This window comes from Streptomyces sp. GL_141 (genome assembly GCF_057834385.1).
The window spans coordinates 1,156,498-1,170,505 of record NZ_CM174402.1 but is presented as its reverse complement, the minus strand read 5'-3'; the positions used below and the strand labels follow the sequence as shown (position 1 = coordinate 1,170,505).

16 protein-coding genes are annotated in these 14,008 nt (G+C 72.8%); 5 read left to right on the top strand and 11 right to left on the bottom strand.

What is annotated here, in order from left to right:
* Positions 1-344 precede the first annotated feature (344 nt).
* Together AC3IX6_RS05100 and AC3IX6_RS05095 are read left to right on the top strand one after the other, a co-directional pair.
* Positions 345-1,235 (top strand): alpha/beta fold hydrolase, encoded by an 891-nt coding sequence (locus AC3IX6_RS05100; RefSeq protein WP_489369052.1) that lies wholly within the window; start codon positions 345-347, stop codon positions 1,233-1,235.
* Positions 1,232-2,698, top strand: coding sequence for a DHA2 family efflux MFS transporter permease subunit (locus AC3IX6_RS05095; protein ID WP_489369051.1), 1,467 nt, complete (start codon positions 1,232-1,234; stop codon positions 2,696-2,698). Before AC3IX6_RS05100 ends, AC3IX6_RS05095 begins: the two co-directional genes overlap by 4 nt.
* On the opposite strand, the gene AC3IX6_RS05090 is transcribed toward AC3IX6_RS05095, so the two are convergent.
* Complete coding sequence (locus tag AC3IX6_RS05090) at positions 2,655-3,389, bottom strand: TetR/AcrR family transcriptional regulator (RefSeq protein WP_489369050.1); 735 nt, start codon at positions 3,387-3,389, stop codon at positions 2,655-2,657. The two genes, AC3IX6_RS05095 and AC3IX6_RS05090, sit on opposite strands and share 44 nt — an antisense overlap.
* Positions 3,390-3,489: 100 nt before the next feature.
* Between AC3IX6_RS05090 and AC3IX6_RS05085 the strand changes: the two genes are divergently transcribed.
* A complete protein-coding gene (locus tag AC3IX6_RS05085) occupies positions 3,490-3,744 on the top strand; it encodes a WhiB family transcriptional regulator (RefSeq protein WP_382973104.1) in 255 nt (84 codons plus the stop codon).
* A gap of 46 nt (positions 3,745-3,790) precedes the next feature.
* On the opposite strand, the gene AC3IX6_RS05080 is transcribed toward AC3IX6_RS05085, so the two are convergent.
* The 6 genes from AC3IX6_RS05080 to AC3IX6_RS05055 all read right to left on the bottom strand — a co-directional run bounded on the left by AC3IX6_RS05080 (position 3,791) and on the right by AC3IX6_RS05055 (position 8,451).
* Positions 3,791-4,531, bottom strand: coding sequence for a hypothetical protein (locus AC3IX6_RS05080; protein WP_489369049.1), 741 nt, complete (start codon positions 4,529-4,531; stop codon positions 3,791-3,793).
* Complete coding sequence (locus AC3IX6_RS05075; RefSeq protein ID WP_489369048.1) at positions 4,528-5,703, bottom strand: hypothetical protein; 1,176 nt, start codon at positions 5,701-5,703, stop codon at positions 4,528-4,530. The genes AC3IX6_RS05080 and AC3IX6_RS05075 overlap by 4 nt, the downstream gene beginning before the upstream one ends.
* Entirely contained in the window at positions 5,696-6,007 is a 312-nt protein-coding gene (locus AC3IX6_RS05070; protein WP_489369047.1) for a DUF6317 family protein, read from the bottom strand. Before AC3IX6_RS05070 ends, AC3IX6_RS05075 begins: the two co-directional genes overlap by 8 nt.
* A gap of 147 nt (positions 6,008-6,154) precedes the next feature.
* Complete coding sequence (locus tag AC3IX6_RS05065; RefSeq protein WP_327303295.1) at positions 6,155-7,126, bottom strand: acyl-ACP desaturase; 972 nt, start codon at positions 7,124-7,126, stop codon at positions 6,155-6,157.
* 166 nt (positions 7,127-7,292) lie between these two features.
* A complete protein-coding gene (locus tag AC3IX6_RS05060) occupies positions 7,293-7,532 on the bottom strand; it encodes a hypothetical protein (RefSeq protein ID WP_375947700.1) in 240 nt (79 codons plus the stop codon).
* A gap of 67 nt (positions 7,533-7,599) precedes the next feature.
* Entirely contained in the window at positions 7,600-8,451 is an 852-nt protein-coding gene (locus AC3IX6_RS05055; RefSeq protein WP_489369046.1) for a helix-turn-helix domain-containing protein, read from the bottom strand.
* Positions 8,452-8,663: 212 nt separating this feature from the next.
* Here AC3IX6_RS05055 and AC3IX6_RS05050 point away from each other — a divergent pair, with 212 nt between their 5' ends.
* On the top strand, positions 8,664-9,131 hold the full coding sequence (locus AC3IX6_RS05050; protein ID WP_274550398.1) for an ATP-binding protein: 468 nt from the start codon (positions 8,664-8,666) through the stop codon (positions 9,129-9,131).
* On the opposite strand, the gene AC3IX6_RS05045 is transcribed toward AC3IX6_RS05050, so the two are convergent.
* From AC3IX6_RS05045 to AC3IX6_RS05035, 3 genes are all read right to left on the bottom strand, one after another.
* On the bottom strand, positions 9,128-10,768 hold the full coding sequence (locus tag AC3IX6_RS05045; protein WP_489369045.1) for an ABC-F family ATP-binding cassette domain-containing protein: 1,641 nt from the start codon (positions 10,766-10,768) through the stop codon (positions 9,128-9,130). The genes AC3IX6_RS05050 and AC3IX6_RS05045 overlap by 4 nt on opposite strands.
* A gap of 193 nt (positions 10,769-10,961) precedes the next feature.
* Complete coding sequence (ssgD, locus tag AC3IX6_RS05040) at positions 10,962-11,378, bottom strand: spore wall synthesis regulator SsgD (RefSeq protein ID WP_489369044.1); 417 nt, start codon at positions 11,376-11,378, stop codon at positions 10,962-10,964.
* 281 nt (positions 11,379-11,659) lie between these two features.
* Positions 11,660-11,959, bottom strand: a complete 300-nt coding sequence (locus AC3IX6_RS05035; protein WP_489369043.1) for a YciI family protein — start codon at positions 11,957-11,959, stop codon at positions 11,660-11,662.
* A gap of 26 nt (positions 11,960-11,985) precedes the next feature.
* Here AC3IX6_RS05035 and AC3IX6_RS05030 point away from each other — a divergent pair, with 26 nt between their 5' ends.
* Positions 11,986-12,666, top strand: coding sequence for an endonuclease V (locus tag AC3IX6_RS05030; protein ID WP_489369042.1), 681 nt, complete (start codon positions 11,986-11,988; stop codon positions 12,664-12,666).
* A gap of 32 nt (positions 12,667-12,698) precedes the next feature.
* On the opposite strand, the gene AC3IX6_RS05025 is transcribed toward AC3IX6_RS05030, so the two are convergent.
* Entirely contained in the window at positions 12,699-13,904 is a 1,206-nt protein-coding gene (locus tag AC3IX6_RS05025) for a saccharopine dehydrogenase family protein (protein ID WP_489369041.1), read from the bottom strand.
* Between the last annotated feature and the right edge of the window lie 104 nt (positions 13,905-14,008).

Below are 14,008 nucleotides of genomic sequence, written 5' to 3'. Positions count from 1 at the left end.
TGTCCCCGTTCGCCGACGTCTCCCTTGACTCGGACCAGGATCCGGGGCGGACGGGGGCCGAGGACATCCGGCGGCCCACCCGGCCCAGGTGGGGGTACCCCCCCCGGGCGCGCCCGGGGGTCCGGCGGGGGTGGTCATCACATTCCTTGATACGGAAGGCAGTTCGTCCTGGTTTGCGGATCGGCGTCGTCTACCTTCGTTGGCGGGGGCGGTCCTGCGAGGAAGCCTGCTCGTGCCATCCATTTATAACAACACGAACGATCGTGCTAATATTTTGCCATCATCCTGACCCGCCGGCACCGCCGGCCACTCTGAGGAGATCCGGAGAACCGGGCATGCACCCCATGGCTTCACTCCTGAGCACCACCCTCAACATCACCGCCCGGGTCGCCCCGGGCCCGGTCGGGCGGGTGGCGTTCGCGCTGTTCGTGCGGCCGCTCGGCCGGCCGAAGGTGAAGCCGGGCGAAGCCGGGGTCATGGCCCGGGCCGTGACCGGGCGGCTCGTCGTGGACGGGATACCCGTGACCACGTACCGCTGGGGCGACGGCGACCGGCCGGTCCTCATCGTGCACGGCTGGACCTCGCGTGCCTCGCGCTTCGCCGGGTTCGTCGAGGCGCTGCTGGCCGAGGGCCGGACCGTGGTCTCCTTCGACGCACCCGGTCACGGAGCGTCCGGAGGCCGGGCCACCACCATCCTCCGGCAGCGCGAGATCATCCGCCGACTGCGGGCGCGGCACGGGGAGTTCTCCGCCGTCCTGGCCCACTCCTTCGGGGTGGTCTCCACCTTCTTCGCGCTGCGCGACGGGATCCGTGCCGACCGGATCGTCGGCATCGGCGCCATCGCCGACTTCGACTTCCTCGCCGCGCGGTTCCGCGCGATGCTGGGCGTGAACCAGGCCGTCGAGGACGCCATGCGGCGCCACGTACAGCGCCGGCTCTTCCCGACCGAGCCCGACATCTGGCCCCGCCTCGGCGCCTGTCACCACCCCGAGGAGGTCCCCTCGGAGATCCTGCTCGTGCACGACGCGGACGATGACACCGCGGCCCCCGCCCAGTCCCGCGCCATCGCCACGGCCTACGGGGAGCGGGCCCGCCTGATCGAGACCAGCGGCCTCGGCCACCGCCGCGTCCTCCTCGACAAGGGCGTCATTGCCGCCGCCGTCGAGTTCCTGACCGCACCCCCGTCGCAGACCCGTGCGGCGAGCCCGGCCGAGACCGCGGGAGCCACCCGATGACCTCCACCCGCCCCGAACCCGACGCGCCCGCGTCCGCCGCCGGCTCCGCCGCCACGCCCGATTCCGGGTGGCACGGGGTCGAAGGCGGCCCCGGCGGCGGGCGGGTGCTCGCGCTGGCCAGCGCCGTCACCTTCCTCGCCTTCCTCGACGCCACCGTCGTCAACGTCGCCTTCCCCGACCTGCGCAGGGCCTTCCCCGAGGTGTCGCCCGCCCGCCTGACCTGGGTCGTCAGCGCCTACGCCGTCCTGTTCGCCGCGCTGCTCGCCGCGGCCGGCCGGCTCGCGGACACCCTGGGCCGCCGGGCCCTCTTCCTCGGCTCGACCCTCGCCTTCACCCTGACCTCGCTCGCCGCCAGCGCGGCCCCCACCGCCGACCTGCTCATCGTGGCCCGCGCCCTCCAGGGAGCGGCCGCCGCCGGGATGATCCCCGCCGCGCTGGGCCTCGTACTCGCCCACACGCCGCCCGCCCGCCGGGCCGCCGCCCTCGGCGCCTGGTCGGCCGCGGGCGGACTGGCCGCCGCCGTCGGCCCGAGCATCGGCGGACTGCTCGTCGAGTGGTGGGACTGGCGCGCGATCTTCCTCGTCAACGTCCCGCTCGGACTGGCCGTCGCCTGGGCGGCCGCCCGCGCGATCCCCGGGGAGCCGCGCACCGCACGCCGCCTCCCCGACCCCGTCGGTACGACGGCCCTCGCCCTCGGCATCGGGGGAGTGGTGGCCGGGCTGTCCCAGGGCGCGGAGTGGGGCTGGACCGACCCCAAGGTGCTCGTCCTGGTCATCGGCGGGGCCCTGGCGGGCACCCTCGCGCTGCGCCGCTCGCGCAGTCATCCCGCGCCGGCCGTCGACCGGGACCTGTGGCGCGACCCGCTGTTCGCCCGCGCCAACATCGGCGCCCTGCTCTTCGGCATCGCCATGTACGCGTGGCTGCTGATGGGCCCGTCCTACCTCGTCGAGCGCTGGGACTATTCGGTCCTGCAAGCAGGCGTCGGCGTCACACCGGGCGCCGTCCTCGCCATGGCCGGCTCGCTCTTCGTCGGCCGCCGGGTCCCCGCCGGCCTCCAATGGGCCGCCGTCACCGTCGGCTCGCTGCTCTTCGCCGCCAACGCCCTGCTGCTGTGGGGCTGGGTCGGGGAGTCCACCTCGTACGCCCAGATCTTCCTGCCCGCCGCACTCCTCGGCGGTCTCGGCATCGGAGCCGTGCTGACCGCTCTCTCGACCACGGCCTCGGCCGGACTCCCGCCGCAGCGCTTCGCGGCCGGTACCGGCCTGCTGATGACGGCCCGCCAGCTCGGCGGGGCGCTCGGAGTCGCCGGTACGGCTGCCCTCCTCACCGGGGGCGGGGCCGGCGAACACTGGCGCGGGATCTTCCTGCTGATCGCGCTCTCCGCGCTCGCCGCGGCGGTCGCGGGCGCCGCGATGCGGCTCAGCGGCCGGTCGCGCCCGGAGCGGTCGCGGCCGGGAGGCTGACGGCCGGTGCGTCGACGGCGGAGAAGCCGGCGACCGGGAACGCGAGCACGGGCGGCCGCTCCGGGAGTTCCTCCGGGGCGGCCGTCGCCGCGCGCAGCCGGGAGAGGATGCCGCGCGCGGCCCGGTCGTAGGCCGTGGTGTCCTCGTGCAGCACGGAATGCGCGTTGGCCAGCTCCATCATCGCCATGATCTCGAAGGCGAGCTGCTCCACGTCCACGTCCGCGGCGGCCCCGCGGAACCCGCCCGCCAGCCGGGCCTCGTCGAGCAGCCGCTCGATGTACCGGGTCCAGTCGCCGCGGATCTTGGCGATCTCGTCGTGGACGGGCCCGGGACGCGAATCGAACTCGGCGGAGGCGGAGTAGAAGAAGCAGCCGCCGGGGAAGACGCGGCGGCCGGAGTAGCCGAGCCAGCTCTCGCACAGCCGCCACACCTTGGCGAGTCCGGCGGGCTCGTCCCGTACGGGCCGTACGACCTGCTCGACGAAGACGGCCCGGGCGGCCTGCACGGTGGCGAGCTGCAGCTCCTCCTTGGAGCCGAAGAGGGCGAACACGCCGCTCTTGCTCAGCCCCAGATCCGTGGCGATCTTCCCCAGGGACAGTCCTTCCAGGCCGTCCACCGAGGCGATGCCCATCGTCCGCTCCAGGACGGTCCGCCGCGTCTGGTTCCCGCGCTCCACGCGTCCGTCTGTCATACCGCCATGGTACCGAAGTCATCGCACGCACGGTCGTTCACTCTGTGCTGTTGATCAGGCGTTGATCGGACGTCCATCACCGGCGGACAGGCTCTGCGGCATGTCGATGAACACCACCGCCACCGATACCGCCACCGCCGCCCCGGCCTGGTACGAGCTCGCCCTCTGCGCCCAGACGGGCCCGGGCTTCTTCTTCCCGGAACCCGGCTCCTCGCTGCGCGACGCGAAGCGGCTGTGCGGGGCCTGCGAGGGCCGCAAGGCCTGCCTGGACTACGCCCTGACCAACGACGAACGCTTCGGCGTCTGGGGCGGCCTGTCCGAATCCGAGCGCCAGGCCCTGCGCCGCCGGCCCTGACCCGAACGACGGGCCCCGGCCGCAAGGCCCCCGACGGGCGGCGGCGTCACCCCAGCAGTTCCAGGATCCGCGAGGTCCCGGCGCCGCCCGGCGCCCCGGGCGTCCGGGGCGCCGGATCGGCGAAGGCGATCGTGTGCGCGACCGCCTCCAGGATGGCGGTGTACGCACCTGCGTGCTCGGTGGCCGCGCTGGTGAGGTCGAGCAGGAACAGGTGGCGGCCCTCCGGATGCGCCGTGACGGCCCTGGCCTGGAACAGCTCCCGGGCGGTGCCGGAGGCGGGGACGGTCCCGCAGACCAGGGCGCACGGGAGGCCCGATGCCAGGTCGACGAACCTGCGCGTCGAGTCGCTCCCGGAGGCGGACCGGGCGAGGGCCAGGGCCGTACGCGCCACACCGGCCCCGGACCCGGCCCCTGGCCCGAACTCGTCGGCGGGCCGGACGGAGAGGGAGAACAGCGAGGTGGAGACGGCCTCCGGGCCCTCGGGGTGGAGGCCGACCGCAGTGTGGACCAGGTGCAGGCCGGGCTGACCGGCGAGTTCGTCGAGGCGGTCCATCAGCCGGCCGAGCTGGGCCCCCGCACCGGTTCCGGGAGCGGCACCCGTGCCGTCGCCGGAGCCGCCCGAGCCGCCGAAGCCGCCGGAGCCGCCGAAGCCGCCGGAGTCACCGAAGCCGCCCAGGGCCCCCAGAACCCCGGCGACCTCCTCCAGGGCGCCCCGGTCCTCGGGGCCGATGTCGTGGAACCCGGGAGGCAGCCGGAACCAGACGGGTGGGACGTACCGGCTCGTCACGGCTGCACCAGCGTCCAGAGGCGGGCCGATTTCGCGACCGTGGACGGACCGTCCTCCACCGCGAGCCGGGTGCCGTCCACGGCTGTGGAGCCGCGGTCCACGGCGGCGTCGTCGCCGGTGTAGTCGGCGGCGGCCGTGGCCGCTCCGGTGGTGGCCACGGCCACCCCCACCCGCTCCCGGACCTCGGGCGTCGACGACCGCAGCGCCCACGCGGCGAGCGGGCTCTCCACCTTGCGCAGCTCGTCCGCGGTGTTCCACGTCGTGCGGGCGAAGGCACCCGCGCCCGGCGAGACACCCGCCAGGGCGCCGGCCTCGGGGACGGCCATGGCCGCGCGGGCCGCGACCGTACCGGCCCTCGCGCCCGAGGCGACGGCGGCCACGCCCGGTACGGCGCCGAGGCCGTCGCCGAGCAGGGTCACGCCGTTCTTCCAGAACGCTGCGTCGAACTTGCCCCGGGTGAAACCCTCGGCGAGCGGCTTGCGGAAGCCGGGGTCCGCCAGGTGCGCGGTCAGGGCGGCCAGCGAGAGCCCGCCCGCGACCAGCATGACCGCCATCCCGGCCGGCGGGAAGAAGAGGGCGATGCCCGCTCCGGCGGCTCCCAGGATGGCCGCGGCGTTCGAGAGGGCGTCGGCCGGATCGTCGACGATCTTGTTCCAGACCGACTCCAGCACCCCGGGTTCCTTCGGCGCCAGCCGCTCCGCCGTCGCGGTCAGCGTGTCCGCCACCCTGCGGGCCGCCGCCGCGTGCTCCGAGGCCAGTTCGCGGGCCAGCCGGCGGGCGTCGGTGAGGGCCTCCACGGTGGTGGCCGCGGCGGCCAGGGAGGCGTAGCGGGCGGCCAGGGTGCGGTGGGCGGCCAGGGTGTCGTGCCAGCCGGCCAGCTTGCGCGACGCCTCCGCCAGGGAGGTGTGGGCCGCGTGGAGGTGGCGGGGGAGCTCCTGCGACAGCGAGGCGCGGAAGGCGGTGGCGGCCTCGCCCTGCCAGGCCGAGCTGTGGGAGACCAGGGCGTCGACGACGCGGGAGGTCTCCGCGAGGCGGTCCGCGGAGGAGCCGAGCTTCTTCGCCAGGGCCCGTACCGCGTCGGGGCTCCCCGGAGCCGGATCGAAGCCGAGCGCGGAGAGACCGGCCGAGGAGGCGCCGGCCGAGCGGGAGCCGGCCGCGGAGGAGTCAGTCACGGGCGGACGCCGCCTGCCGGAAGGCCGCGCGGATGGCCTCGTCGAGCTCCGCGTAATCGGCGGCGCTGCGACGCACGCCCTCGCGCACGGTCTTGATCCGCCCGGCGAGCTCCTTGGTGCCGTGGCCCCATCTCTCCTGGAAGCCGTCGCACGCCGCGTCGAGGTCCGCCGTGCCCAGCTGGTCGGCCCGTACGTGGTCCAGCTCCCGCCGGGCCTCGCGGAGCGCGGCCAGCGAGGTGTCCAGGGCGTTGGCGAGGCGGGCCAGCTGGTCGATCTCGACGTGGAGCGGCGTCATGGCGGTCATGACGCGAAACCCTGGCAGAGCGGGGCTCTGCCAGGGCAATCGTCGTCACCCGCCCGAGCGAGCGGAAACCGGTCAGGTCGGCGGCCTCGGTGCGATCACGCGGTGCGATCAGAGGGTGCGACCAGGCGGTGCGATCGAGCGGTGCGATCAGGCCTTGCGGGCCGCGATGCGCGCCGCGCGGGCGGCCAGCCGCTCGTCGAACTTGCGGGCCTCGGAGTCCAGGCCGTCCATGAACAGACCCAGCTCCTCCTGGGCCTTCTGCCCGTCGGGGCCGAGGCCGTCGATGTCCATGATCTTCAGGAAGCGGATCACGGGGCTCAGCACGTCGTCGTGGTGGATCCGCAGGTTGTAGACCCCGCCGATCGCCATCTGCGCGGCCATCCGCTCGAAGCCGGGCATCCCGTGTCCGGGCATCCGGAAGTCGACCACGACGTCCCGTACGGCCTGCATCGTCAGGTCCGGGGCGAGCTCGAAGGCCGCGCCCAGCAGGTTGCGGTAGAAGACCATGTGCAGGTTCTCGTCCTGCGCGATGCGGGCCAGCATGCGGTCGCAGACCGGGTCACCGGACTGGTGGCCGGTGTTGCGGTGCGAGATGCGGGTCGCGAGCTCCTGGAAGGCCACGTACGCCACGGAGTGGAGCATCGAGTGGCGGTTGTCCGACTCGAACCCCTCCGACATGTGCTGCATCCGGAATGCTTCGAGCTTGTCCGGGTCCACGGCGCGCGAGGCCAGCAGGTAGTCGCGCATGACGATGCCGTGACGGCCTTCCTCGGCGGTCCAGCGGTGCACCCAGGTGCCCCAGGCGCCGTTGCGGCCGAAAAGCGAGGCGATCTCGTGGTGGTAGCTGGGGAGGTTGTCCTCCGTCAGCAGGTTCACGACGAGCGCGATCTTGCCGATCTCGGTGACCTTGGACTGCTGCGGGTCCCAGGCTTCGCCGTCCTCGAAGAAGCCGGGGAAGTTCCGGCCGTCGCTCCACGGGACGTACTCGTGGGGCATCCAGTCCTTGGTGACCTTCAGATGGCGGTTGAGTTCCTTCTCGACCACCTCTTCCAGCGCGAACAGCAGCTTGGCGTCCGTCCACGCCTCCGAGCTGCCGAGGTGGGGAGAGGTGATCGTCACGGGTACTCCTGAGTGCAAAGAGACTTACCTACGGTTCCGTAGCCTACGGAGTCGTAGGTTAAGCGCGACATCAAGACCAGCCAAGCCCCAAGGGGACCTCTGTCTGGTTACGTCCCGTTATCTGTGCAGTTTGAGGGGGGTGTGCAGTGGCCTGAAGGGACCAAAGTCATGCCAGAAGGTGGTCCGCTGCTCCCGCCTTGACGGCCGAGATCAGCGCACGGAGCGCATCGATCGAGTCGGTGACGTAGGCGGCGGAGTCGGTGGTTCCGATGTACGCCTTCCCCTCGGCGTCCCGCCCGAAGCGGAAACAGTTCGCCCCCTCGCTGCAGAAAGCCTCGTCCCAGGCGATGCCGGCCGTCGCGGACGGGGTCGCTGGGGTGGTCGCGGTCGTGGTCGTCGTGCCCATGTCGTTCTCTCGTCTCCTCGTCGGATCCGGCTCGGTGGTCAGTCAGCCGGTCGGCCGGTCGGCCCGGTCAGAGGGTTTGCGCGATGGCGCGGATGAAATCGCGGGAGTCGCGGGCCGGCAGTGCCAGGGAGCGCAGCCGCTCCAGCAGGCCCCGGTAGCGGAGCAGCTTCATCTGCGAATCCAGCAACATCGAGCCGTGCGAACTGTCCAGCTGCACGGTGTCCAGCTCGCTGATCGTGGCGGCCGCATACGTGAAGGACTGGCCTGCGCCGGGGAACCCGCCGGCGGTGAACGGAATCACGCGGACGGTCGTACGCGCCCGCTCCGACTGTTCCAGTATGTGTTCGAGCTGCGCCCTGGCCACCTTCGGACCGCCGAACTGCATGCGCAGCGCGGCCTCGTGCACGACCGCCTCGTACAACGGCGGTGCCTCGCGCGCGAACACTTGCTGGCGGTGCATCCGCAGGGCGAGCCGCGCCTGCAGGTCGGGCTCGGGCAGCGGCGGGTCTGCGGTGTCGAACACGGCCCGCGCGTGCGCCTCGGTCTGCAACAGCCCGGGTATGTGCGTGGTCACGGCGGTGTGCAATGCGACGGAGTGGTGCTCCAGTTCGCAGATGTCCAGGAGTGCGGGCGGCAGCATCCCCCGGTGCTGCTCCCACCATCCCTTCTCGCGCTCCTGGGCCATGGAGGCGAGCAGGTCGACCAGCCCCGTGTCGGGGCAGTCGTAGTTGAAGGCGAGGGTGCGGACACGCTCGGCGCCGATCGCGATCCGGCCGGATTCGATGTTGGGGATCCTGGTGCGGTCCACCCCCATGAGCGCGGCCGCCTGCTGTACCGACATGCCCGACTGCTCGCGGAGTTTGCGCAGCTCGGAGCCCAGGCGCTGCTGGCGCGCGGTCGGCGTACTCCTCGGTGGCACGGGTCCCCTCTCCTCCGGCCGGGGCATGCAGGAGTGCCCTCACGAGTCCGGAAATGCCATGAGAAAACATCAAGTCGTCGTACAAGTAGTAGCACTGTGCACCACGTTGCGCTACGGTCGGTAGCGCAAGTCTCACACGGGGCGACCTCCAGCTCTTGTACGACCACACGGCCATCAGCGCATTCAGCACCTCAGAACCTTGGAGCAGCACGATGACGGGCACTCTCCGTGGCCTGCGCTCGGTCCACGAGTTCCGGCAGGCACCGCCAGGGGCGGAGAAACTGAGCTACTCCATAGGCCTGCCGGGCGGCGCCCACTGTGCGGGCAGCGCCCGGGGCGCCCTGCGGTCCCTGCTCGACCGGCACGGACTGCCCGACCTGTGCGACAACGCGGCCCTGGCCGCCTCCGAACTCGTGGCCTGCGCCTACCGGTTCACGCCCGACAAGGAGATGGTGCTCAAGGTCCGCTGGCAGTTCGACGCGCTGCGGATCGTCGTCTTCGACCAACACCCGGCCCACTCCTCGCCCGAGGCGAGCGAGGAGTGCCGGCGCCGGCGCAGCCGCGGGATGTGGCTGCTGTCGGCGGTGGTCGAGGCCTGCGGCGGGGACTGGGGTCTGACCCCGGTGCTCACCCCGATGGGCGGCACCAAGTCCTGGGCCTTACTGCCCTTGCCGCGTTAGCCGTGCCACAGCGAGCGGTGGACCTCCTCGGCCGTCGTCGGCCGCAGCCCGTCGTCGAGCAGCAGCCACCGCGTGATGCCGATCGACTTCAGGAACGGCACGTCGTGGCTCGCCACCACGAGCGCCCCTTCGTAGGAATCCAGCGCATCGGTCAACTGCCTTACGCTCGCCAGGTCCAGGTTGTTCGTCGGCTCGTCCAGCATGAGCAGCTGAGGGGCCGGCTCCGCGAGCAGCAGCGCCGCCAGCGTCGCCCGGAACCGCTCGCCGCCCGACAGGGTGCCGGCCGGCCGGTCCGCCCGCGCACCCCGGAACAGGAAGTGCGCGAGCCGCGCCCGGATCAGGTTGTTCGTCGCGTGCGGGGCGAACCGCGCCACGTTCTCCACGACCGAGCGCTCGTCGTCCAGTACGTCCAGCCGCTGCGGCAGGAACCGGGCCGGGACGTGGGTCACCGACTCGCCCGACAGCGGGGCCATTTCCCCCGCGATCGTGCGCAGCAGTGTGGTCTTGCCCGAGCCGTTGGCCCCCACCAGTGCGATCCGCTCCGGACCGCGCAGCTCCCACTCGCCCGCGATCGCGGAGCCGTGGACCGGGTGCAGCGCGCTCAGGGTGAGCACGCGGCGGCCCGGCGGGACCTGGGTGGCGGGCAGTTTGATCCGGATCTCGGCGTCGTCGCGCACCGCCAGCTCCGCCTGGTCGAGGCGTTCCTCGGCCTCGGCCAGCTTCTCGGTGTGCATGATGCGGTGCTTGCCCGCCGATTCCTGCGCCGCGCGCTTGCGGGCACCCATGACGATCTTCGGCTCGCGCTTGTTCTCGAACATCTTCTGGCCGTACCGCTTGCGCCGGGCCAGTTTGGCGTGCGCCTGCGCCAGTTCGCGCTTCTGGCGCTGTACGTCGCCCTCCGCGACCCGGACCATCCGCTCGGCCGCCTCCTGCTCGGCCGCGAGCATCTCCTCGTAGTCCGTGAAGTTGCCGCCGTACCAGCGGAGTTCGCCGTCGCGCAGGTCCGCGATCTGGTCGACCCGGTCCAGCAGTTCCCGGTCGTGGCTGACCAGGAGCATCACCCCGGACCAGGATTCGACGGCCGAGTACAGCCGGCGCCGGGCCCGCAGGTCGAGGTTGTTGGTGGGCTCGTCCAGCAGCAGGACGTCCGGACGGCCCAGCAGCAGGGCGGCCAGCCGGAGCAGTACGCATTCCCCGCCGGACAGTTCGCCGGTGGTGCGGTCCAGTCCGATCCGGCCCAGCCCGAGCTGGTCGAGCGTGGCGAGGGCCCGTTCCTCCACGTCCCAGTCGTCGCCGACGGCCGCGAAGTTGGCCTCGGTCGCCTCGCCCGCCTCGATGGCGTGCAGGGCGGCCCGGGTGGTGTGGACGCCGAGCGCCTCGTCCACCCGTAGGGAGGTGTCGAAGGTGACGGTCTGCGGCAGCTGGCCGACGGTGCCGGCCACGGTCAACTGGCCGTCGGTCGGGGTCAGTTCCCCGGCGATGAGCTTCAGCAGGGTGGACTTCCCGCAGCCGTTGCGACCGATCAGGCCGGTACGGCCGGGGCCGACGGCCAGCTGGAACCCGTCGAAGACGGGGGTTCCGTCGGGCCAGTCGAAGGACAGGTCGGAGCAGGTGATGAACGTGGGAGCAGGACTCATGGAGGCCTCCAGGTTGCGTGAGTGGTGAGTGCAACGCGGGGGAGACACAGGAGACCGCGGATGAGGGCGGTGGTCGGTGTCTCGGACCTCAGAGAAGCAACGTCCTGCTCCGTTTCGACGGCGATGGGGCGTCTACGAAGCTACGGGGCGGCCGGAGCGGCGGGCAAGCGAATTAAACGCGGCGGGCGGAGCGTCAGCAGGAGTCGCGCATCAGCTCGGCGAGGCTCTGGTCCATGTCGAGGTACAGGTGCTCCAGGCCGGGCGGCACGATCGTCGAGGCCCGCTCCAGGAAGCGGTGCAGCTCCGCGGTCACCATCAGCACGATCGCGACCCCCTCGGGGGCGTGGAACTCCACGGTGGTCCGGTCGGCGTCGTACGGGCGCACGCGCACGTCCCCGCAGCCGGACGGGCGGTTCAGCCCGTACTCCAGCAGCTCCCGCGAGAACGTCCACGAGACCTCGACGCCCTCCAGGGTCGCGGGCGCGGGGAAGGCCATCCGGACGGCGAAGGGATCCGACCGGTCGTAGCAGAGCGTGACGGGTACGGTGTCGACCTTCGGTGCGGTGGCGACCAGTCGGGCCTGCACGGCCTGCTCGATGACAGTGATCAAGGCTCGCTCCCTTGCGGCGGATCTCGTGCCGGGCCCCGGGGTGGGGGTCCGGCAACGGGATAGACGCGTGAAGTGGCGAATCCGTGCACGCGACCTGGAGTGAGCTGTGTCACCGAATGGCCGGAACATGCCTGTGTGATCGCACAGGGTGACGGGTGGCGCGGGCATCCGGGGTCCGTCGGCAGGCCCCGAACCGGCCGCAGTACGGCTGGTTCCCGCTCACTCCACAGGCCCAAGGCAGGCTCCGGACCGCCTTGAGCGGACCGTCCGGAGCCTCCCCGCTAGACCACCGGGCTCTCCCGCACCGTCGCCAGGTCCGCCGAGGTCTTCGTCGCGATGAACTCGGTGATGCGGTAGGCGCAGACGCCCGCCACCGTGAAGGGGTCCCCGGCCGCGATCTTCTCGATCTCCGCGCGGGACACCCCGCCGGCCAGGATCATGCCGCCGTCGCGCGGGACCTTGCGGCCCGAGGCGAGGAAGATGCCGGCGGCGTAGTAGCCGTCCAGCCAGGCGATGTGCGCGTCCATCTCCTCTTCGACGGCTTCGACGGGCGCGGTGTAGGTGAGCTCCATGACGAACATGATCGCCAGGCTACTCTCGCACCACTATGACACGTGCGAATACCCCCGCCGACGAGGCCGGGGCCAAGGCGATACAGGACGAACTGCGCGACCGGGTCGTCCTGGACGAGACGGGACCCCCGCCCGGCGAAGGGCTGATCGCGGGGGTGGACGTGGCCTACGACGACGAGCGCGACCTGGTGGCCGCCGCGGCCGTCGTCCTGGACGCCGCCACCCTGCGGGTCGTCGAGGAGGCCACCTCCGTCGGCCGCGTCAGCTTCCCCTACGTACCCGGACTGCTCGCCTTCCGCGAACTGCCGACCGTGCTCGCCGCACTGGAGGCGCTGACCGTCACGCCCGGTCTGGTCGTCTGCGACGGCTACGGGCTGGCCCACCCGCGCCGCTTCGGGCTCGCCTGCCACCTCGGGGTGGTCACCGGACTGCCCGCCATCGGCGTCGCGAAGAACCCGTTCACCTTCACCTACGAGGAACCGGGCGCCCGGCGCGGGGACCTCTCCCCGCTCCGCGCACCCGACGGCGAGGTCGTCGGGCGGGCGCTGCGCACCCAGGACGGGATCAAGCCCGTGTACGTCTCGGTGGGCCACCGGATGTCCCTGGACAACGCCTGCGCGCACGCCCTGGCGCTGAGCCCCCGCTTCCGGATCCCGGAGACCACCCGGCACGCCGACTCGCTGTGCCGGCGGGCCCTGCGCGAAGCCACCGCGTAAGGCCGCCCGAGCCCGCCCGCCCGCGCCGCGCCTCAGTCGGAGGCCGCCACCCGGAAGCGGATGCCCGCGTGTCGGAGCCGGTCCAGCAGGGCGTCGCCCATCGCGACGGCGGTGGTCAACTGGCCGGACAGCTCGGGCAGGGCGTCGTAGGCGAGGCAGAGCGCGGACTCCGCGAACATCTTCGCGGTCTCCCCGTACCCCGGGTCGCCGCCCGAGACCTCGGTGAAGACCCGGCGGCCGCCGCCCTCGCCCACGAACCGCACGCTGAACCAGCTCCGCGCCCGCCGCTCCGCGTCCGGGCCCTGGCCCGGCTCCCAGCGGTCCGCCAGCCACTGGCGCACCGGCGGGATCTGCGCGAGGGCGGCCACCCCGCCGACCGCCGCCGTACCGCCCACGGCGACGGGCAGGTGCCGTACGGAAGCGTAGTGGCGGTAGCGGAAGTCCGGGCCGTACCGCTCCAGCGCGGCCGCCGACCGGGCCACGACCTGGACGTCCAGGACGGGCAGCGGCACGGCCCAGGTGCCGGTCTCCCGGCTGAAGCGCGGTGCGCCCAGGGGCACCCGTACCCGCCGGCCCAGCAGCCGGGGCTCGTGCATCCGGCGGGCACGGGCGGCGGCCAGGTTCTGTGGTCCGCGGCCCAGCGCGGTGAGCACCGTGGTGAAGGTGCCGCCCGAGAACAGGGCGTTGGAGCGCAGGAAGGCGTCCACGGTCAGCGGCACCCCGGCCGGCAGCTGTCCGACCGTGAAGTACGCCCCGAGGTCGGCCGGGATGGAGTCGAAGCCGCAGGCGTGCACGATCCGGGCGCCGGTCTCGCGCGCCCGCGCGTCGTGCTCGACGTACATCCGGTCCACGAACTCCGGCTCGCCGGTCAGGTCCAGGTAGTCGGTGCCCGCCGCCGCGCAGGCGGCCACCAGCGGGGCCCCGTACCAGACGTACGGCCCCACGGTCGTGGCCAGCACCCGGGTGGAGGCGGCCAGTTCGCGCGTCGCGGCGGCGTCCCGGGCGTCCGCGCGCAGCAGCGGCAGGTCCGCACAGCGCGGGTCGAGGGCGGTCAGCCGCTCGCGCAGCCGCTCCAGCTTCGCGAGGTCGCGCCCCGCGAGGGCCCAGCGGCAGTCCGCGGGGGCGTGCGCCGCGAGGTACTCGGCGGTCAGCGCCCCCACGAACCCGGTCGCTCCGAAGAGCACGAGGTCGTACTCCCGTTCCGCGGTGCGCGGTTCGTGCCGGCCAGCTGCGTTCATCGGGAGCCTCCCAGACGGTGTCGGTGGTGGCTGAGGCTAGCGCGTGGCCGCAGTACGGCGGACGGCGCCCCGGGTGCGGCCTGCGACGGCCGTTCCCCGGGGCG